At 46.2% G+C, this 19,327-nt stretch carries 17 protein-coding genes; 11 read left to right on the top strand and 6 right to left on the bottom strand.

Annotated features, from left to right (window positions below):
- The 4 genes from RT717_RS02035 to RT717_RS02020 all read right to left on the bottom strand — a co-directional run bounded on the left by RT717_RS02035 (position 1) and on the right by RT717_RS02020 (position 7,060).
- Positions 1-2,139 (bottom strand): hypothetical protein, encoded by a 2,139-nt coding sequence (locus RT717_RS02035; RefSeq protein ID WP_317490078.1) that lies wholly within the window; start codon positions 2,137-2,139, stop codon positions 1-3.
- Positions 2,140-2,399: 260 nt separating this feature from the next.
- Positions 2,400-4,496, bottom strand: a complete 2,097-nt coding sequence (locus RT717_RS02030; RefSeq protein WP_317490077.1) for a M56 family metallopeptidase — start codon at positions 4,494-4,496, stop codon at positions 2,400-2,402.
- Complete coding sequence (locus RT717_RS02025; protein ID WP_317490076.1) at positions 4,493-4,885, bottom strand: BlaI/MecI/CopY family transcriptional regulator; 393 nt, start codon at positions 4,883-4,885, stop codon at positions 4,493-4,495. Before RT717_RS02025 ends, RT717_RS02030 begins: the two co-directional genes overlap by 4 nt.
- A gap of 180 nt (positions 4,886-5,065) precedes the next feature.
- Positions 5,066-7,060, bottom strand: a complete 1,995-nt coding sequence (locus tag RT717_RS02020) for a tetratricopeptide repeat-containing sensor histidine kinase (RefSeq protein WP_317490075.1) — start codon at positions 7,058-7,060, stop codon at positions 5,066-5,068.
- A 209-nt stretch (positions 7,061-7,269) separates the two neighbouring features.
- Between RT717_RS02020 and RT717_RS02015 the strand changes: the two genes are divergently transcribed.
- The 7 genes from RT717_RS02015 (at position 7,270) to RT717_RS01985 (ending at position 13,763) form a co-directional block, all read left to right on the top strand.
- Complete coding sequence (locus RT717_RS02015) at positions 7,270-8,847, top strand: N-acyl-D-amino-acid deacylase family protein (RefSeq protein WP_317490074.1); 1,578 nt, start codon at positions 7,270-7,272, stop codon at positions 8,845-8,847.
- Between the two features lie 66 nt (positions 8,848-8,913).
- Entirely contained in the window at positions 8,914-9,183 is a 270-nt protein-coding gene (locus tag RT717_RS02010) for a hypothetical protein (RefSeq protein WP_317490073.1), read from the top strand.
- A gap of 122 nt (positions 9,184-9,305) precedes the next feature.
- Positions 9,306-9,872, top strand: coding sequence for a TetR/AcrR family transcriptional regulator (locus tag RT717_RS02005; protein ID WP_317490072.1), 567 nt, complete (start codon positions 9,306-9,308; stop codon positions 9,870-9,872).
- A gap of 36 nt (positions 9,873-9,908) precedes the next feature.
- Entirely contained in the window at positions 9,909-11,165 is a 1,257-nt protein-coding gene (gene fabF, locus RT717_RS02000) for a beta-ketoacyl-ACP synthase II (RefSeq protein WP_317490071.1), read from the top strand.
- A 148-nt stretch (positions 11,166-11,313) separates the two neighbouring features.
- On the top strand, positions 11,314-11,676 hold the full coding sequence (locus tag RT717_RS01995; protein ID WP_317490070.1) for a BlaI/MecI/CopY family transcriptional regulator: 363 nt from the start codon (positions 11,314-11,316) through the stop codon (positions 11,674-11,676).
- Positions 11,673-13,199, top strand: a complete 1,527-nt coding sequence (locus tag RT717_RS01990; protein WP_317490069.1) for a TonB family protein — start codon at positions 11,673-11,675, stop codon at positions 13,197-13,199. Before RT717_RS01995 ends, RT717_RS01990 begins: the two co-directional genes overlap by 4 nt.
- 120 nt (positions 13,200-13,319) lie before the next feature.
- Positions 13,320-13,763, top strand: coding sequence for an NUDIX domain-containing protein (locus RT717_RS01985; RefSeq protein WP_317490068.1), 444 nt, complete (start codon positions 13,320-13,322; stop codon positions 13,761-13,763).
- Positions 13,764-13,814: 51 nt separating this feature from the next.
- On the opposite strand, the gene RT717_RS01980 is transcribed toward RT717_RS01985, so the two are convergent.
- Together RT717_RS01980 and RT717_RS01975 are read right to left on the bottom strand one after the other, a co-directional pair.
- A complete protein-coding gene (locus tag RT717_RS01980) occupies positions 13,815-14,960 on the bottom strand; it encodes a serine hydrolase domain-containing protein (RefSeq protein ID WP_317490067.1) in 1,146 nt (381 codons plus the stop codon).
- A gap of 9 nt (positions 14,961-14,969) precedes the next feature.
- Positions 14,970-15,590 (bottom strand): hypothetical protein, encoded by a 621-nt coding sequence (locus RT717_RS01975; RefSeq protein WP_317490066.1) that lies wholly within the window; start codon positions 15,588-15,590, stop codon positions 14,970-14,972.
- 179 nt (positions 15,591-15,769) lie between these two features.
- Between RT717_RS01975 and RT717_RS01970 the strand changes: the two genes are divergently transcribed.
- From RT717_RS01970 to RT717_RS01955, 4 genes are all read left to right on the top strand, one after another.
- Complete coding sequence (locus RT717_RS01970) at positions 15,770-16,597, top strand: LytR/AlgR family response regulator transcription factor (RefSeq protein ID WP_317490065.1); 828 nt, start codon at positions 15,770-15,772, stop codon at positions 16,595-16,597.
- Between the two features lie 30 nt (positions 16,598-16,627).
- The gene (locus RT717_RS01965) at positions 16,628-16,930 is read left to right on the top strand and encodes a DUF1330 domain-containing protein (protein WP_317490064.1); all 303 of its coding nucleotides are present in this window, start codon (positions 16,628-16,630) and stop codon (positions 16,928-16,930) included.
- Positions 16,931-16,964: 34 nt separating this feature from the next.
- Positions 16,965-17,960: a nucleoside hydrolase gene (locus RT717_RS01960; protein ID WP_317490063.1), complete on the top strand. Its 996-nt coding sequence runs from the start codon at positions 16,965-16,967 to the stop codon at positions 17,958-17,960.
- Between the two features lie 100 nt (positions 17,961-18,060).
- Positions 18,061-19,323 carry a porin family protein gene (locus RT717_RS01955; protein ID WP_317490062.1) on the top strand — a complete coding sequence of 421 codons (1,263 nt, stop codon included), beginning with the start codon at positions 18,061-18,063 and terminating at the stop codon, positions 19,321-19,323.
- The last annotated feature ends 4 nt before the right edge of the window (positions 19,324-19,327 follow it).

The following is a 19,327-nucleotide window of genomic DNA, read 5'->3' as shown; positions in this document are numbered from 1 at the left end:
CTAAAACTGCACCCTGATTCCCGGTCCTACCAGGGAGAACAACGTACCCTCCTTCATTAAGTACCCAAACCCAACATACAAGGGGAAGGTCAATTTGTTGGTACTGGAAATCGGATAGAGAGATCCCATTACGACGAGCCCCACGTCTCTATTGGCCTGCGCTGCCTCCGAGAAATTAAATGCATTAATGGCAATGAAACCAGCTCCCAGCTTATATGGCTTCACCTTGGCAATCCTTCCCTCCTGATAAAAACTAAATTGGGCAATCATCGCAAAGCTAATACCGCCAAAATTTGCAAAATCCTCACTACCTGCTTTCAAAATCAAAAGTCCACCGGGAAAAGATACATCAACATCGAATGTATGATTTCTCTTGAGGTAAATAATGATCCTTTTCTTGGACACCTGCTGCCCGGGATACTTCTCATTCACATGGCTAATGTCAATTTCTATTTTTGACCACTCGTCCAGATCGTAAGTCTTTCTGGATAAGTAGTTATTGAAATTGATGTTCTCTGCCTGGCAGTCCGTTTGGCTGTAGTGTCCGAACCTGGACGAATTTTCACCAGGGCAAATGCCTACCTGGTCAAACTTATATATTTCAAGCAGATTGCCTTGCTTGTTGCTGACCTTTACATCAATCCTAAGGTATTGCTTTCCGTTAAGGTCTCCCGGTCTGTCAATTTTAGAGCGGTCGAAGGCCAAAACCAGGTCGGTAATTGTCCCGTCATAGTAAATCGGCTTGTTGATTTCGTCCAATTGCATTTGCTCGTTGCCGAAATCGAGCTTCATAAAGTCAAACTTGCGGGCTTTCTGGTATTCAGTCACAGTCAGGTATTTGCCTGTATTTTCCCGGTGATTGAAGATCTCAATCTTGGTGGACGAAGTTGTCTCAGGCACTTTGATCCTGAAAACGGCCATGTTCTCATTCCGGATCAGCGAATCGAGCAATAAATTGTCTGCCCCCTGGAAGAAGAAATTTCCCTTATGCAGCCCCTGTCCTTCAAGTTTAATGGAAACTGTTTCGCCCGGATACACCGCATTTCCTGCCTGCCAGTCTTTGCCCTCTCTTTGGACATAAATGGTCTTAATGTCAGTCTTGGGCGTAATGTCCACATTGGTCACAAACTTCGCCTCGTCTCCGTCTTTTATGTACAAATAGCCCTCCGACTTTCTGTGATTGCCATAAAGCCGCATCAAGCAAAGTATCTTGTTCGTAGTAAGTCGGCTTTTGGTGTAAAGCTCTGCAATGAGCGGGCCACCCTGTGCTTCCTGGTTCTCCACCCGGTAGGTTTTGCCCAACTCAAGGTTTCGGTTATTGTCAATGAGAATCTCAATAGGCACTGTATTATCATCGGGCGGTGTTATTTCCTGCCTGTCAATTTGCAGAAAGACGAGCCGACCTGATTTCACCTGAAATGTATACTCAAGTGGCTGCAAATGGTAAGAGAATCCCTCCGACGTTAAAATTGGCTTTCGAACCAGCAGGGGAATAGATACTCGTTGGTAGCCCAGGTTCCTCGGCACAATCGACATCACCAGCTGGCTGCCTTGCTTATCTATTCGATAGTTAATAGGAAGCCCCGACGTCCAGCGATTGTCATAAACGATATTGCTGGCATTATTGGTTGTGATGTCGAACGAAACTTCCTCGCCAATGAACACCTCATCAGCAGAGGGATAAATTTCCACATAAGTCTGCGTATAAGGGAATAATGGAAGTTCCGCCAGCTGATAGGCAGAAGTATCGGTGCTTACTTCGAAAGTAAATTTGAGAAAATTACTTTCGGTAAGGCCTCTAAACCTCACCTTGAAACGAGCATAGCCGGGATAAACCAACAAAGAGTCAATCAGCTCATAGTCTTTTGAAGGTGCCAGCCGAAGGTTGTTGCTATCGCCAATTTGGCTAAATCTCAAATAAAATTCAGCCACCTCATTTTCCTCGTCATAGGCAAACGGCAGCTGGCGTCTGTTTTGAATGATTTGAGAATTTTTCTTCCACGAATACACCATCGTATCGACGTGCATTTCTACATCCGAAAAATAATAAGACAAACTCCTGGGGTCGCTTTGACCTTGGGCCAGTGCTGAAGAAATACTAACAAACAGGAAGAATACTACGGTGGTTGCTATGCGCATGAGTAACACTTTTTACAAAGATGCGTGAAAACTTAGATGAAAGGATTAGGCCAGGTGAACTTCCGGAGCCAAAATTAGAATTATATTTTATCACAAGCCAAGGGAAGGTGAAGCTATGGTACTACAACCTATACAAACGGCAACAGATGCCTTTTCCTTGCCTGGCAGATGGAAATTTTCTACAAGTCAAAGGCTCCATGCCTGCACATAAAAAAAGGCTGACCCTGAAGCCAGCCTTTCAACTTTATATGGACTTGAAATTAAAAACTAAAACTCATGTTCATTTCTTCATTGCTATCCTCATCAAACGTGTAGCCATCGCCAAACTTCTCCTGAATAAGTTTTCGGTACTTTTTGTACATCTCGGCAGACTGCCTGTCTCCATTAACCGTCAGCTCTTTCCCGTTGATCCTTAGTTTGAAATGGTCGTCCTTTAAAGAGATAATACCATCCTTCACCAGCTCTGACCTGAGTTCCTTCTCGAAGACCTTCATTTTCTCCTCGTGCAATCTCATTTCGGCTTCCATCTTCTTCATTTCAGTCTGCTGAATAGCAAACATCTTTTTTTGCTCATTCATCATTTCCTCCTGATGCTTCAGCATTTCTTCCTGATGTTTTTCACCAAATTCCTGCGCCATTAACGCATGCTTTTCTGCCATTTCCCTGTGTCGTTCCGCCATTTCCTCGGCCATCTCCTGCTGATGTCGGGCCATTTCTGAGGCCATTTCCTCATGATGAAGCGACATGTTCTCTGCGGCCTTGCTCATTTCAACAGCCCTTTCAGCCATTTCCCTCGCCATGTGCTCTTGCATATGAGCCATTTCCCGGGCCATATCCTGCATGTGCATTGCAAATTCCCGTGTGTCTGCAGGTGCGGGCGCATCCCAAACGACAGTGTCGCTTCCTGTTGCTGCTGCCTCCCATACCCTATCAGCTGACTGGGAATAGCTCCACCTGGCTCTCGGGGCTGCCAGCGAGTACATGTCGGGAGAACCTGCCTGCAAAACCGCATCCATTGGGGGTAAGGGGGGAGTTCCTGGTAAAGGGAGCATACTAGCCCGATCGCTCACCGGGGCCAGCGCTGGCAATGGAGCAGCTTCCCCTTGAATCAATGTGTCAGCGCTTACCACCACCGCTACAGTGGCTTCACGCTCTTCCACAGGTTCAACTTCAGCAACTACAAAAGGCTCCTCAGATTGAACAGGCTCTGTCATCTCTATTGCTGGCTCCACCTCTATTGGCTCCTGCGCCACTTCCTCCTGAGCGGGTATTTCTTGTACCATTTCATAATCGATTCCTTTCAATGCCGTGAGCGTGCTCAGGCAAAGGCCGGCAATAATGGCTATGGCCAGCAAATTACCGTCTCTGTTTTGTGCTTTCATTGTTTTGTCGTTGATTATCCTTTTTATTCTATTGAGTAATGAGTTTCTATTACCTGAAAACCCTAAGGCCACGTTGCTGGTCAGTTTCCACTCTTCCACATGGGTGAGTGCCAAAGCCAGGCTCATGCTGTTGCCACTTAACCGGACGGCTATATCATCACAGCAGTTTTCTCTTTCGCTTCTGATGGCTGAGCCAATCACCCAAACACCAGGGTGATAAAAGAAAAGCACCTCCACGCAGCACTGCAGGATATTGACAAGGAAATCATGGCGACGAATATGGGCTATTTCGTGGGCAAGGATAGCCTCCACTTCGCTGGCCGACAAGCTGGATGCCAGGCCGATTGGGAGCAAAATGACGGGTTTAAAATAGCCCACAAGCACTGGCGCCTTCACGAGTAGGGACTCCATAAGGAGGACGCCTTTACTCACTCCGGAAGCTTTAAGCAATGAATTAAATGCTTTTATCAACTCCTCACCGGGCTCTAAAAGTCCCTGCTTGCGAAGCCTCCCGGAATAGAAGTAGCCTCCAATATTTTGAGCTGACAGCAAGGCCACTCCAATAAGCCAAACTGTCACCAGAAACGAATGGTATTTGTAAAAATAATAAGTCCTGATTTCGTCCAGCCATCCTACATAAAATGGTACTTCAGCCGTTTGCGATACTACATCAGCAGCTCCTGTGGTAAACTCAGCCAGCTGGGTTGTGCCCACCTCCATCTCCGGCGTGCTGGAAGGGCTCACATGGGCCAACTCGTTAAAAGTGTAAACAAAAATCAGCAGCATAATGGCGGGGAGCAAGCTAAGGAATGAAAGTCCGGCTACATATTTGGACTGCGCACTGTAAGACTTCATGATCCATCTCACACCGAGAAAAATAACGCTTAACAGTGCCCCTACCCACAAAGAGTGGAGAAATGTCCACCCAAGGGCTTGCACAAGTGTGTCAGATAAGTAAGGTCGAAGCATGTTCATTCCCGTTCTCCTTTCTTGTTTTCGAGCTGATCATCCAGAAATTTTCTGATTTCATCCAGCTCAGCTTTTGTTGTTTTATTATTGCCGAGTGCCTGCATCACCAGCTTGGAAGCCGAGCCCCCAAAAGCCGAATAGAGTAGCTTATCCATCATGGTTCGCTGCGTATCGCTCTCCTTCATCAGGGGCTTGTACACATGGGTTCTGCTGCTTTCATCTCTTTCGAGCAAGCCCTTCACCGTCATAATTTGCATGATCTTGAGTGTGGTAGTGTAACCCACCTCTTTCTCCTTGCTCAGCATTTCATTGATTTCTCTTACGGTAGAGGGCCCTTTTGTCCAAAGGACATTAAGTACCTCTAGTTCTGCATCTGTCGGTGTGCTTTTGCTCATTGTGATTTCTGTGATATACGAATGCTTTCGTAGTTCAAATATAGGAACTGATTTTGAACTCGCAAGAAGTTCTACGAAATATTTCGTAATGAGGTTTCTGAAAACGACTCACAGTCGGTGGTCGGTCGCAACTAAAACATACACTAAGCTGGTTTGAAAATAAGAAATGAAAAAGCCCGATCAGGAGATAAAGAACTCAAGCATGAAGACGCTTTCTCCCTGGTCGCCGTTATAATCAACCACCCTTCCCTTGAGCTTGCTCATGGCCTTCCTCACCAAATAAAGGCCAAGGCCATTGCCCTGAGAAATTGGGCTTCCTCTGAAAAAAGGCTCGTATATTCTGCTTCTGATTTCGTGTGAAATACCTACGCCATTGTCACTGATCAAAATTCCCCATCCCTTTTCAGTTAATCTGGAACTGACCTTGATAATCTTTTGCTCTTTTCCCTCATCGGTGAAAATGAAAGCATTTTCCAAAAGATTAGTGAGTATTAATTGCAAAAATCGTGTGTCGGTTGCAACGATCATTTCATCAGGCACTTCTACAATCAATTGCATTTTCAAAGCTGAGAAGTCATCGTCAAATCCAGCTATCACTTCCTGCACAACGTCCCTCAAGTTAGTCTGAACAATAGTTGGCTCCAAAGTATTGACTTCGTGGATATATGTCATCTTCAGCAACATCCTGTCCATTTGCTTAGCGGTCTTTCCCACCTTAGAAAACAGCTCACTTGTTTCCGGGTCTTTGCTTAGCGTGCGACCCAATGAGTCGAGCCCGATCAAAGTTGTAAGCGGGCGTCTGAAGTCATGAGACAGCCGATATATAAATGTATCAAGTTCTTTTACCGTGCTGGCCAGTCGTTCCGTTCTCCTCTCGACTTCCTTTTCGAGCTCTTTGTTAAGCTTGACTTTTAATTGATTACTTCTGTTCAGCACTATTGCCAGTACAACAGCAAGCAAAGTGACGAAGGCGCCTCCATAAATAAGCACATTTTTATAGGCTATTTCTTTGTCCTTTAGCTCATTTTCCTTTTCCAGAAGCTGTAATGTTTCCAGCTTGGTTTTGAAATCATTGTTTGACTGAATCAAAGCAAGCTCTTTAGACTTCTTTACTTTTTCGACGGAATCTGCCATGGCGTCGTAAGTATTCTTAAAGTCGATGGCCTTTTTATATTCCCCCATGGCATAAGCCAACTCAGCTCTTCGTTTGAAATAACTGGCGTACGACATCATATTTTGACTAATGACCTGATAGGCTGAGTCAAAATATGTTTGAGCTGTCAAAAGATCGTTACGGCCTTGATATATACTGGCTATGGCAAGGTAGTCGGAAGCGATGCTGCGGAAAGCTTTGTGCTTTTTACTAACGTTGAGGTCAATTTTAATCAGCATTTCGGCCGAATCAAGCTTTCCCTGCTTGAAGAAGACATTGCCCATGTTGCCATGGATAAGCCCAACCCACATGTCACTTCGTCGCTTACCTGCAACCATCAATCCTTTGTCATAGGCATCGATAGCTTCCGGATAATTCTGAAGCGCATAGTAACAGAGCCCCATGGTGTTATAGGCACTGACTACGTCTGTCGTTGTAAATTTGTCCCGCTCCATCCATTCTTCAATGGAAAAAAAATGCAACCCCTTATCAAGCGCCGCAAGCGCTTCTTTGTAGTTGTCGGAGGAGTAGTGAAGGTTAGCGACGTGATAATAAGCCCGAAAGGCCTGATCAGGATAGTTGCTTGTTTCCGAAAGCTCCGCCGCTAATAAAAAATGCTGCAACGCTTCTTCTTTGGAGCCCACTGAATTGTATACGTTACCTATTTCAAGGTGGGCCAGTGCTTCCTCATAGCGCATATCAAGTTTCCGGGCAGCATTCAATGCGTTCTCAAGAACCAAATAAGCATCTGTTCTTGATACAGATCGGCTTAGTTGGCCGAGTATAATTTGCAGATTGACGATATTGACTGTATGACCTAACTGCTCCTGCTTGCCGATTTCGTCCTTCAGCCACACAATCACACTATCTCTGTTTGCTTTCTTTCTCAACTCGTGAAAATAATCCCGATAGAAAGTGGAAGGATACTCTGCGTCGTTGAGAGGTACCACATCCTGAGATCCCTCTGCCAGCAGATAGCTAAGGTGAAAAACAGTGAAAATGATACTAAAAAGGAATCTCATAATTAACAAATGCACACACAATCAACAAAAAGACGAGTTAAGCCAAATGAAGGTGTGCTTCCGGCAAAATAAGGCAAAAGAATCAGATAAATAGCCATCATCGAGGTATTCTGGGAAATTAGCCGCTGCCAAGTTTCCAGTCATATAAGAATTGGTTAAAGTCAATGCCTTTTTTTTGCAACTTCTATCATCAAAAAGCCAAACCCACTATGAAATATCTGTTATTAGGCCTATTCACAGGTGTTACTCTTTTTGCTGGCTGTCAGCAAAATATGCCATACGATCTGGTCATTCTCAATGCCCAGGTGTACGACGGCCTCGGCAATGAGCCCATCCTCAGTGACATTGCCATCAATGGCGACACCATTGCCGCCATTGGAAAGCTAAAACACGGCGGTAAGGACACCATCGACGCCTCCGGCCTGGCGGTTGCTCCTGGTTTCATCGATCTTCATACACATATTGAGCGGCTGCTGCAAATTCCCTCGGCCTCCTCCCACCTAAGGCAAGGGGTCACGCTCACCCTGGGTGGACCCGATGGCCGCAGTCCCTGGCCATTTCAACCCTATTTGGATTCACTTGCTGAAGTCAAATTGGGCCCCAATGTCGCCTACCTTGTGGGTCATAACACCGTAAGAAGCAACATCATGGGTTTGGAGGACAGGAAACCTACCCCGGCAGAACTCACCGCCATGAAAGCGCAGATCGACACTGCCATGCAGGCGGGTGCCTTCGGAATATCAACGGGCCTTAAGTACCTGCCAGGAGCATTTTCAACAGTGGACGAAGTCATTGCGCTATCAAAAGTTGCAGCGTCGTACGGTGGAATCTATACCTCACATCTGAGAGAAGAAGGCCTTGGACTGATTGAGGGGGTGCAGGAGGCCATTCAAATTGCGCAGGAAGCGACGATACCTGTTGTGCTCACTCATCACAAAGCCATTGGGCTCCCCATGTGGGGCGCCAGCAAAAAAACATTGGCCATGGTCGATTCTGCCAGGGCTATTGGCCTCGACGTGATGATGGATCAGTATCCATATACTGCCAGCCAAACAGGGATTTCGGTGCTCATTCCTGCATGGGCAATGGAAGGCGGGATTGAAAAGTACAGGATCCGGCTAAACGACAAAAAAACAAGATCGGACATAAAAGCGGGAGTGGAATTCAATATCCTCAACGACAGAGGAGGTGGAGATTTGAACAGGGTACAATTCGGCCGAGTTAAATGGAAGCCAGAGCTGGAAGGGAAAACCTTAAAGGACTGGGCTGAAATGGAAGGCCTCCAGCCCACCGTTTCCACTGGTGCCGAGCTCGTCATGAAAGCCCAGGAAAACGGGGGAGCCTCCTGCATTTTCCATGTCATCAACGAAGAAGACGTGCAGCGGATTATGCAGCACCCTATGGCCATGGTGGCCAGCGACGGTTCGTTGGTTGAGCCGGGCGATGGGCACCCCCACCCGAGAAGTTATGGCACTTTTCCCAGGGTGCTTGGTCACTATAGCCGGGAACTGGGAGTGATCCCGATGCCGGAAGCCATCCGAAAAATGACCTCACTTCCAGCTGCCCGCCTGGGCCTGACGAATCGGGGAAGCATCGCAGTTGGCAGCTTCGCCGACCTGGTCGTCTTCAACCCCGAGACCATTGCCGACAAAGCGACTTTTGAAAATCCGCATCAGTATCCGGAAGGTATTAGTTATGTCATTGTTAATGGAATTATTTCTGTAAAACCCGATGGCTCAATAAAAACAGGGGCTGGAAGGGTGCTCAGGAAGGGCTTTCTCGATTGAATTTAGGTTAATGTCGACTTTTCGTAAATCGTTTTCTGTTATATTTGAAATAGAAATCACAAAGTCATGGATAAAGCACTGAATGAAATCGGAAGACTAAGGAATGAGATGAAGGTGGGGTTTATCGAACTAGAAAATCAACTCCAATTGAATAATGATTCCTTGCAAAAGAAAATTCAGGAAACTTCACAGCTGACCATTGAGGCTATGGAACGGTTCTCAAAAAAAGTAGAAGTGGGCTTTATAGCAGTGGAAGACGCATTAGAGAATGACTTAAGCGTGATAAAAAAGGAGATAGTCGATATCAAAAAACGGCTTGACCAAGGTAATCTTTAAAAATTTGATTTGACAATCGTCTTCCTCTCGGAAGATCTAAATCTCGCTAATAAAAAAACTAACTATCTCCCATCAACAGCATGATACTTGTAAACTTACTAATTAGTAAGTAAGTTTGCGCTGTGGCACGCCTTGATACACGTCAGCAGATACTGGATTTGGCTGAAGAGCTCATCCGCAGCAAAGGATACAACTCCTTTAGCTACCATGAGATATCTCATACCTTGGGTGTGAAAAATGCGGCTGTTCACTATCACTTCCCTACCAAAGAAGTGCTGGGCCTTGAAGTAATCAGGAGCGCCATACAGCGGTTCAAAGACTTTAAGGAAGAAACCGCCTCATTGTCGCTTGAGGAACAACTGGATGCCTTCATTCAAACCTATTCAATAAACTCAGAAAATGACAAAGTCTGCCTGGTGGGTGCCATCAGTGTTGAATTCTACGGGTTGCCGGAGAATATGACGAATGTGATGAAGGGCCTAACCCGCCTTATTCATGACTGGGTCACCAATCTTTTGGCAATGGGGAAAGCTGAAGGTATGTTTGCGTTCGACATGAAACCCGAAACGAAAGCAACAATGATCATTACCAACCTGGCGGCGGGCGTGCAAATAGCCAGGCTCATGGGAAATGAAACTTTCAGTGATTTGATCAAGGGCATCAAAACCGATTTGGGATTAAACAAATAAACCATCTGAAATAAATATTAACGCTTACATACAACCATGCAACAGCCTCATAGAGTAGTTATTACAGGCCTTGGAGCCATCACCCCGCTTGGAAATACGGTCAAAGAATTCTGGGACGGCCTGGCCGCCGGAAAGTCTGGCGCTGCCAACATTACACGTTTTGATGCATCAAAATTCAAGACTCGTTTTGCCTGCGAGGTCAAAGGTTTTGACCCCTTACAGTATATGGACAAAAATGAGGTTCGGAGGAATGACCTGTTTTCTCAATATGCCATTGCCGCATCCGAGCAAGCCCTCGCCGATTCAGGCATTCTTGCATTCTCCGACCTCAACAAAGACAAAGTGGGAGTAATCTGGGCATCCGGAAACGGCGGACTGCTCACGTTACAGGAGAATATCTCAGAATTCGCTCTTGGCGATGGCACGCCAAGGTTCAATCCATTTTTAGTTCCGAAAATGATTGTCGACATCGCCTCCGGTATCATTTCTATTAGAAATGGACTTCGGGGGCCAAACTTCACTACCGTTTCAGCGTGCGCAAGTTCCAACACAGCTCTTATTGACGCCTTCAACTACATCCGGTGGGGCAAAGCGGTGGCGTTTGTTACCGGTGGTTCAGAAGCTGCAATCAACGAAACTGGTGTAGGTGGCTTTGGTGCCATGAAGGCGCTCTCGACCAGAAACGAAAGCCCTGAAACAGCCAGTCGCCCTTATGACACCGACCGTGACGGATTCGTCATCGGCGAGGGAGCAGGAGCTCTTATTCTGGAAAGCCTGGAACATGCCACGATGCGTGGAGCAAAAATCTATGCAGAAATCGTAGGCGGTGGCATGTCGGCCGATGCCTACCACCTCACAGCCACCCACCCCGAAGGCGAAGGAGCCGCTCTGGGCATGAGGGCAGCGCTGGAAGATGCCGAGATAGGCCCTGAGGCCATCGACTATATCAATACGCACGGAACCTCAACCGGCGTGGGAGACCCAAGTGAACTGAGGGGTATTGTTTCCGTTTTTGGAGAACACACCAGTAAGATGAACATCAGCTCTACCAAATCTATGACAGGGCATGCACTTGGTGGCGCTGGAGCTATCGAGGCACTGGCAGGAATCATGGCCATTCAAAAACAACTCGTGCCACCCACAATCAACATCCAAAACCTCGATCCCGGCTTACCGCAAGGCCTGAACCTCACAGTAGGCAAGGCGCAATCCAGGAAAGTGGACTATGTGATGAGTAACACTTTCGGATTTGGGGGGCACAATGCAACGGTGATTTTGAAAAGGTTCAGCTAGTAAACTAGAGCACTCGAAAATTTGAAGGCATCCCGATTGGGGTGCCTTTTTTGCTTTTACCCACCGAAAAAATATTTACACTTTACTATTTGAACTTAAAAACTAATCGATTAGTTTTATTCTTAATTAATTAGTTTTAAAATTTAGCATGAAGGAATTAGCGAGAGTAGAAGAGCAGATAATGAAAATATTCTGGGCCTTAAAAAAGGGCTTGGTAAAAGACGTGTTGGAGAAAATGCCCGATCCAAAACCGGCTTACAATTCCGTTTTGACGACGGTGAGAATTTTGGAAAAAAAAGGCTTTCTCGATCACAAAGCCTATGGCAAAACACATGAGTACTACCCTATTATCAGCAAAGAAAGATACACCGTCTTCTACCTGAACAACTTTCTAAAAGGGTATTTCAACGGGTCATTTGAAGGCCTGGTATCCTTCTTCGTGAAGGAAAACAACTTTTCAGAAGAAGAAATCGAAAAATTGATGGAAGAAGTAAAAAAACAACAAGAATGAACAATTATCAGTCATACCTGATCGAAGCAAACATTGGCCTGCTGCTATTTGGACTGGCCTACCTTGTCCTCCTGCAAAAAGAGCAAACATTTCTTTTAAAGCGCCTACTGCTACTCGGCATGATAGCGGCGGCGGCGTTCTTGCCATTGCTGTCGTTCAGTACAGTCTTTAGCTCGCTGGCAACCAATCAGATGAGCATCAATGGATATTATCTGCCTGCCATTCTGCTGACGGCAGAAAAAGCCTCTACGCCAGCGACTCCCGAATCTATCAGCCTTCTGACCATCTGCTTTTGGCTGTACTGGGTCGTAGTGGCAGTACTTCTCATTCAGTTTATATTAAGAATAACTGCTCTGCTGAAACAAAGCTCTACCGGCCGTTTTGTCAAAAATATTGGGCCAGTGAAAGTTTACGAGGTGGATAGCACCGACTATGCCTTTTCTTTCTTCAACCTTGTCTTCATCGGGCAGCTAGGTGATCTCAATGAGAACGCTAAAAACAAAATAATTGCACACGAACTAGTGCATTATAAAGAATGGCATAGTCTCGACATTCTTTTTGTAGAACTCCTGCGAATCCTATTCTGGTTCAATCCTTCCATTTATGTGCTAAAAAATGCCCTTGTAGAAGCTCATGAGTACCGAGCCGACGAGTTGTCGGTAAGGGAAGGGGAAGAGCAGGTGTACTGCAGCCTTATTGCCAGGCTGGCTCTGAACGGAGCCGGCTACCACATAGCGAATCACTTCAATAAATCTTTAACATTAAAAAGAATTGCCATGATCAAGTCTGATAAATTAAAAGTAAGGTGGTGGAAGCTTGCCGCCACAGCCCCCGTTGGGCTATTGTTCTTTTTTTTCGTTTCCTGCGAACAGCAATCTGGTAATGAACCAGTTAGAGAGATCGAAGTGGCTGCAGATGATGCTGCCAAAGAAATCTTTACAGTGGTGGAAGAGCTGCCTGCCTTTCCCGGTGGCATGAACAACCTCTACAAATATTTCAGTACCAATCTCACTTATCCTCCTCAGGCTAAAGCCGCTGGAACGGAGGGAAAAGTGTTTGTCGAGTTTGTTGTAAACAAGAACGGAACAGTGTCGGACGCCAAAGTGATAAAAGGAATTGGTAGTGGCTGCGACGAAGAAGCCATACGGGTGGTCACCTCTTCTCCGGAGTGGACACCCGCACTGCAACGAGGTAAAAAAGTGCGCACTCGAATGATTTTACCAGTCTTCTTCACACTGGATGGCAATGTCGAGTTGGAAGTACCAGCCACACCAACCATTGTCGGCGAGCCATTGAAGGTTACCATCAAGAAGTCGGAGCAAAATGGTAGCCAGACTGTAATCACCGGGGTAGTGGCAACAGAAGATGGCGAAGAAATTCCCGGCGCAAGCATCATCCTGACAGGCACAACTTCAGGCACCGTGTCCGACCTTGACGGGTCTTTCAGGCTCGTGACCGAAAGCAAAAGTGGAGCCCTGGCTGTTTCCTTTGTGGGGTATAAGACAGAGGAAATAGCCTTTTAATGCTACCCGTTAAAAACATAGTGTCTCCCTGATAATAGAGAAGAGATTGTTGTTTTTTGCTTAACTTGACTTTGTGCCCACTATCATATGTGGGCACAATTCGTTACAAGTAATTCAAGCATGAAACAATACCCCGAACCAACAGTCGGTGCCATTATTTTCAACCCCGAGAACAAAGTCTTGCTATGTAAGTCAAAGAAATGGGGAGACAAATATGTTTTCCCCGGCGGTCACATAGAGCTGGGCGAAAAAATGGAAGATGCATTGATTCGTGAGGTAAAGGAGGAAACTGGCCTCGAGATCTTTGACATCCAACTCATCAGCCTGCAGGAAGCCGTTTACAGCGACACATTTGAAGCCCAAAGGCACTTTATATTTATCGACTTCCTTTGCAAAACCAACTCCTCGCACGTGGTTTTGAACGACGAAGCAGAGGAGTTTGAATGGGTGCTACTGGAAGAAATTGAAAGCTATGACCTGGGTGGGTTTACGAGGCGGTTTTTTGAGGAATTGAAAGTAGAACACTCCACATTCAAGGTACATCTGCTCTACAATTACATATAGGGACTGAATACGATGAAAAGCTGGCCCCCGATACTCTGAGGACCAGCTTTTTTATTCTTTCAACAACATATCGAAAAGAAACTGCTTTCTCGAAGGGCCATTTCGGTTTCTGAAAAACACCCCAACGGCGTCGTGTTCAACAAAAAAAAGCAAGAGCGATTCCATGCCCACTTCGCCACCGCTGTGCCCAAAAGCGTCGCCATAGGCAGTATTCTTCCAGTAGCTCAACCCAAGGGTGTATCCGCAAACCCCTTCGTCAATAGCATCCGGTCCGCAAGGAACAAACATCATCTCGCTGAGCGACTCAGCTGTCAGCAATGCTCCGGCGAAGAGCCCACGGGCAAACGCAGTCAGGTCTTGCACGGTGCTCACCACGCCGCCTTCCGGGGTGCCTATCACGCCATCATCATATTTCGACGATTCAATCAGCACTCCCTTGCCACTCAGGTCAACATAGTTCTTAGCCCGGCGGGGGTTCCTAAAGTCAACCATGTAAGTATCCGTCAAACCGACAGGGTCAATCACTTTCTCTTTTACTACAGCTTCAAACGGCTTTTTGGTTACCTCCGCAATTATCCAACCCAGCATCACATAACCCGAATTGCTGTAGTTCCACCCCTCGCCCGGAAAAAAGTCCGCCTTCTTGCCGTAGTTATACTTCCGCAATGCCTCGTTTGCCGAGCGCTTGATCGACGACGGGTCGTTCATCATGTCAAAAGTATACGCTTGCATGTAGTAGTAATCTGGTACACCAGCCGTATGATTCAATAGCTGCCTCACCGTCATTCTGTCAACATGTTCAATGTTGCCTTTCAGCTGCGGCAAATAGGTGCTCACCTTTTCGTCGATGTCAATTTTTCCTTCCTCCTGGAGCAACAGCACTGTGGCGGCAGTAAACATCTTGGAAATACTGCCGATCTGAAACTGGTGGCAAGTCTGCATAGCAGTACCATTTTCCAGGTCGGCTTGCCCAACGGCCCCAGCCCAGGTATTCCCGGGTTGGCTGATCATGGCCACCACACCCGGACTACCAGTTTCAATCCAGTATTCTTTAAGCAATGATTCATAAAAAGTCGCATTCGGCACTTCATAGGCACTCGTGTTGCAATCCGACACCTCAGGGCCTGGAGCCACTTCTCCGGCGCAGGAACTAAACAGCAGGCAAGTGGAAACAATAAAAAAATTGGTGGGTTTCATTGTAGTACATTAAAAGTTGGAGGAAAAAGGAATTCTTGCTCCTATGTGGAACAAATGGTGGGGGAAAACAGGTGTATACTGATTTCGCACCAGCTCGGCTATCGTTTGCGTTTCGGCAAAAACAGTCATATTCAGGTTCGAACGTTTGCCCAGATTGTAGCCAATGCCCAGAGAGCCTGTGAGAAGCCACGGTGAATAAAATGCATGATACTCTCTGGTGAAGGTTCCGTCGCCATTGTCTTTGTAGCCGTTTTGAGCCATCAGGTTAACTGCCTTGCCAGCCCCCAGTGAGAAATAAGCTTCGAAGCCTCCTTTGGTGGCGAGGCGGATTGTGGGTGCCGTCGACACCATCCAGGAATTTTGCATGCGCTTGTGCACATACCAACCCAGGTTGACATCCTGACCAACGCTAAAAATACCTTTGGTAAAGTAACTCCACTCGGTGCCCACCCTTAGGCCATACGACAATGAAGGGTTGGGCACGCCCGACAGGCTATGACCAAACCCCTGGCAAAGCACACTAACTTTTAGTGACGGCAGTTGCTGAGCTTCTGTTGCATGCTGGCAACCCATAATGGCGAGCAACAGGTAACTGTTCAGGAGCATCTTTCTTTTTAAGTTCCTTTTCATTCTGCTGAGTTTTTTTTTACAGTGCGTTGAACGTCACAAAAGCGCATCCGTTAGCTTGCTACGGCCTTTTTAAGAATGAAAGAACAAATTGAGCGCCCGAAATGACCGTTTAAGCACCCGAAAGAACAGTCCGAAAAATCCCAACAAACAGATTTAGCGAAAAACTATATTTGTGAAATATGGAGCATCGTTCACATCGCTACCAGGACATGTGGCTTTGGCTGCTTGTTCCCTTCTTTGGGGTGCTTTACCGCCATACAGGCGAGACGGCTTCGCTCAAAGACCTGCTCAGCACCCCTATTTACTACCTCGACGTAGCTACGGCCATATTGGTGATCGGCATTATTTTTACAGTCACAAGAGCAACCATTGTACACCTTGACAGGAGAGTGGCCTGGGAGGGGCAAGCTGCTCTTCGGGCCTTTATCCAGGGGTTTGTTGTGTACGGGTTTACTGTGCTGCTAACTGTGCTGGTGAGCTTTTTCTACAACGAATTCTTCATGACCAGACCACCTGAGTTCAATGTCGCCGTAGTCTTCGCATACGATGTGCCTTTTGCGTGCCTGATTGTCACCATCATTCAAATGGCCTACGGTCTGCTCTATATGAGGGCATATTATGAGGCGAGGCTTGAGCAAAAAGCAGGAGCCCAGGAAGCAAATACCGTGTCCAGAAAGACGATTTTAGCCAACTTTGGAAAAACCAAAGTCCCTCTGGCCTCTTCAAGTATTGCTTACGTGCACAAGGTGGGCGACTTCAATGCGCTACAAACCTTCGAAGGCAAAGAATACACTTTAGACGACACGCTCGATCAATTGGAACAATGGCTGGAAAAAACTGATTTTTTCAGAGTCAACCGGCAGTGTATCGCTCAGCGGAGAGCCATCGTCTCTATGAAAAATGACCCAACGGGTAAAGTACTGTTAAAACTATCGCCGAGTCCGACGGAAGAGATCACTGTCAGTAGGAAAAAAGCGCAGGAATTCAGAAGTTGGATGGAGCAATAGAAAACTTTTAGCTGAGCCTATCAAAAAAACATGCTATACCTCACCCAACTTATCTACATCAAAGAAGGAAAGGAAGATATCTTCAATCAATTTGAAGCCATCGCCATTCCACGAATACCCATCTACAATGGGAAGCTGCATTTCAGGCTTCGTCCATCGAAGGAGTCGTATATCGACATTGCGATAGAAGAACCCTACGAAATTCACTATGTAAGCTTCGAATCACAAACCGACTTCGAGGCATATATGAAAGACGAGGAAAGAAAGAAGTTTCTGCACCTGAAGGAAGAGTCGATCAAGTCGGTGACTTTGATAAAAGGAGAGAAACTATAGAGTGACAGTTAGCAATATATTGTAGCAAAAAAAGATGAAGAATTTTAGTCTCCTAACAGCTGTAGTCGTTCTCCTTGGCAGTGCGGCTTGTGATGATAAAGCCAAAACCCAGACAGAATCCGTTCAATTGATCTTCGACACGGACTTTGGGCCGGACTACGATGATGTCGGAGCGATCACCCTCCTCCATGCATTGGCCGACAGTGGTCAGGTGAACATTCTGGCGACCGTTGCCAGCTGTAGCCACCCGAACGCAGCTGCGGCTATTGACGTGTTCAATACTTATTTTGGAAGGCCAGGCTTGCCCATCGGTGTGCCTAAAGGCCCATCGGTAGCCGACACCGACAAGCAGCACTGGACCGATTCGGTAATTGCTAATTACCCCCATCGGCTACAGTCAAATGACGAAGCGCCAGTTGCAGTGGAGGTCTACCGCAAGGTATTAGCAGCGCAACCCGACGGCAGTGTGACCGTCGTTACGGTGGGCTTTTTCACCAATCTTGCCAACCTCCTCAACTCGGCTCCCGACCAATTCAGCGACCTGAGCGGCAAGCAGCTTGTGGCCAAAAAGGTGAAGCAGCTGGTAAGCATGGCAGGCTGGTTTCCAACCGGGGCGGAATACAACGTAAAAAGAGATCCTATCGCATCGATGCAGGTGATGGAAGAGTGGCCGACGCCTATCCTACTTAGCGGATTTCATATTGGGCAAAAAATCAAAACGGGACTTCCTCTGATCAATAACGCAGCTATCAAAAACAGCCCCGTAAAAGATGTCTTTCGCATTTCTATTCCATTAGATCCACAAGACTCAGCAGGGCGCATGAGCTGGGATCAGACGGCAGTATTGGTAGCTGTAAAGGGCTACGATCCCTACTACAGCATTCAAACCGGCCACATGTCGGTCGACTCAACCGGCACCAACACCTGGGATACAAGCGGTAAGGACCATGCCCGCCTGGTGGAGAAAATGGAGGTGCGCAAAGTCAATACGTTGATTGATGACTTGATGATGTATCAGCCGAAAAAGTAAAAAGTAGCATTTGAAGCAAAGTGCTCGCTAGCTATAATTTAGTAAATATTTTATTTATTTATCGATTATTTATATCCTTACCAAAATTCAAAAAATATCGATGAGTAATAATAAATGCGCCAATCTATTTTTGATACTTTTGATATCCTCCATTTCAGCTGCCTTTTCACAAAAGCAACTACTACCTGGCGAGTTGGTAACTTCTGATGGAACGTTATTGCAAGGCGAAATCAATTATGAAGCACGAAAAGAGACCCCAACTTCCTTCGAATTTCGTCACCAGAATGGCACAGTCACCACTTACACAGCAGAAAACGCACAGTCACTTACAATCTATTTGGACGACGATGTAAAAGAGGTTTTCACTTCTTTTAACCTTGAAATCGATTTTGGGTCAATGGACTTAAAAAAACTAGACACAAAGGCTGAGCCGACCCTGACAAACAAGACGGTTTTTGTTAGAAACCTGGTAAATGGAACCATTGAACTCTATGGTCTAATCGACGCAAGTGATAAATCACACTACTTTGTCTCCAAAGGGGCATCCCCACCTAAAGAGCTTACCTACAGAAAATACTACTATTCGACCAATCCAGATGGTACAGTATCAAGCATCACAACATCAACTGGTGTTGCTCAAGTGAAAACCAATGAGGGTTATAAAAATGAGCTCTACAATTTAATGAAGGACAATAGCACTTTTGTGGCTAAAGATTTTGAAAAACTTGAGTTCAAACAGAAAGCTTTGATCAATATCGTTGACAAATACAACAACGGCTCTACCTATGTGGCAGCAACGGAGACTATGAAGTTTAGACCCGAGATTAGCGCAGTCGCAGCCATTGTGAACACTAAGGACGGCACTTTCAATAAAGATATTCCGTCCTCATTCAGCCCGAGCTTAGGAATTGGCTTGTACGCAAAAATCCCCCGAACGAGCTGGGCACTTCAGAATAACCTTCGGTTTACTTCAATCAATGCTGAGGCCAGTAATCGAACTGCGGCAAACGCTGACAACTACGAGATAACAACCTACCAGTTTAGCTATATCAAGCTTCATACGATGTTTAGATATATCCACCCACTCAACTCAGGAACTGAAATCTATTTTCAAGGCGGGATGTTAAATGGGTTTCTCGTTAAAGAAAAAGTGTTGACACAGCGCCATTTTTACACTTCCGACACCGAAACGCTCGCCGACCAGTCTGATAAAAAAATGGAAAGGGGAATTGTTGTGGGAGCAGGTTTAGGAAAGAAAAATATCTATCTGGGATTGGACTATGAAATAAGCAATGGGTTTCGGTTCTCAGTTTTCAACCCTATCTTCACAACCCTGTACTTTACCGGCACCTATCGCTTCTGATCCA

Source organism: Imperialibacter roseus, assembly GCF_032999765.1.
Taxonomy (GTDB): Bacteria; Bacteroidota; Bacteroidia; order Cytophagales; family Cyclobacteriaceae; genus Imperialibacter; species Imperialibacter roseus.
The sequence above is the reverse complement of the archived record's forward strand: the minus strand, read 5'-3'. Positions and strand labels throughout refer to the sequence as shown.

Coding starts and splice junctions, on each gene's coding strand:
- RT717_RS02035 (WP_317490078.1), bottom strand. CDS start 2,139: ATGCGCATAGCAACCACCGTAGTATTCTTCCTGTTTGTTAGTATTTCT.
- RT717_RS02010 (WP_317490073.1), top strand. CDS start 8,914: ATGGATAAAGCACTGAATGAAATCGGAAGACTAAGGAATGAGATGAAG.
- RT717_RS01995 (WP_317490070.1), top strand. CDS start 11,314: ATGAAGGAATTAGCGAGAGTAGAAGAGCAGATAATGAAAATATTCTGG.
- RT717_RS01970 (WP_317490065.1), top strand. CDS start 15,770: ATGGAGCATCGTTCACATCGCTACCAGGACATGTGGCTTTGGCTGCTT.
- RT717_RS01975 (WP_317490066.1), bottom strand. CDS start 15,590: ATGAAAAGGAACTTAAAAAGAAAGATGCTCCTGAACAGTTACCTGTTG.
- RT717_RS01985 (WP_317490068.1), top strand. CDS start 13,320: ATGAAACAATACCCCGAACCAACAGTCGGTGCCATTATTTTCAACCCC.
- RT717_RS01960 (WP_317490063.1), top strand. CDS start 16,965: ATGAAGAATTTTAGTCTCCTAACAGCTGTAGTCGTTCTCCTTGGCAGT.
- RT717_RS01980 (WP_317490067.1), bottom strand. CDS start 14,960: ATGAAACCCACCAATTTTTTTATTGTTTCCACTTGCCTGCTGTTTAGT.
- RT717_RS02030 (WP_317490077.1), bottom strand. CDS start 4,496: ATGAACATGCTTCGACCTTACTTATCTGACACACTTGTGCAAGCCCTT.
- RT717_RS02015 (WP_317490074.1), top strand. CDS start 7,270: ATGAAATATCTGTTATTAGGCCTATTCACAGGTGTTACTCTTTTTGCT.
- RT717_RS01965 (WP_317490064.1), top strand. CDS start 16,628: ATGCTATACCTCACCCAACTTATCTACATCAAAGAAGGAAAGGAAGAT.
- RT717_RS02025 (WP_317490076.1), bottom strand. CDS start 4,885: ATGAGCAAAAGCACACCGACAGATGCAGAACTAGAGGTACTTAATGTC.
- fabF (WP_317490071.1), top strand. CDS start 9,909: ATGCAACAGCCTCATAGAGTAGTTATTACAGGCCTTGGAGCCATCACC.
- RT717_RS02020 (WP_317490075.1), bottom strand. CDS start 7,060: ATGAGATTCCTTTTTAGTATCATTTTCACTGTTTTTCACCTTAGCTAT.
- RT717_RS01990 (WP_317490069.1), top strand. CDS start 11,673: ATGAACAATTATCAGTCATACCTGATCGAAGCAAACATTGGCCTGCTG.
- RT717_RS01955 (WP_317490062.1), top strand. CDS start 18,061: ATGAGTAATAATAAATGCGCCAATCTATTTTTGATACTTTTGATATCC.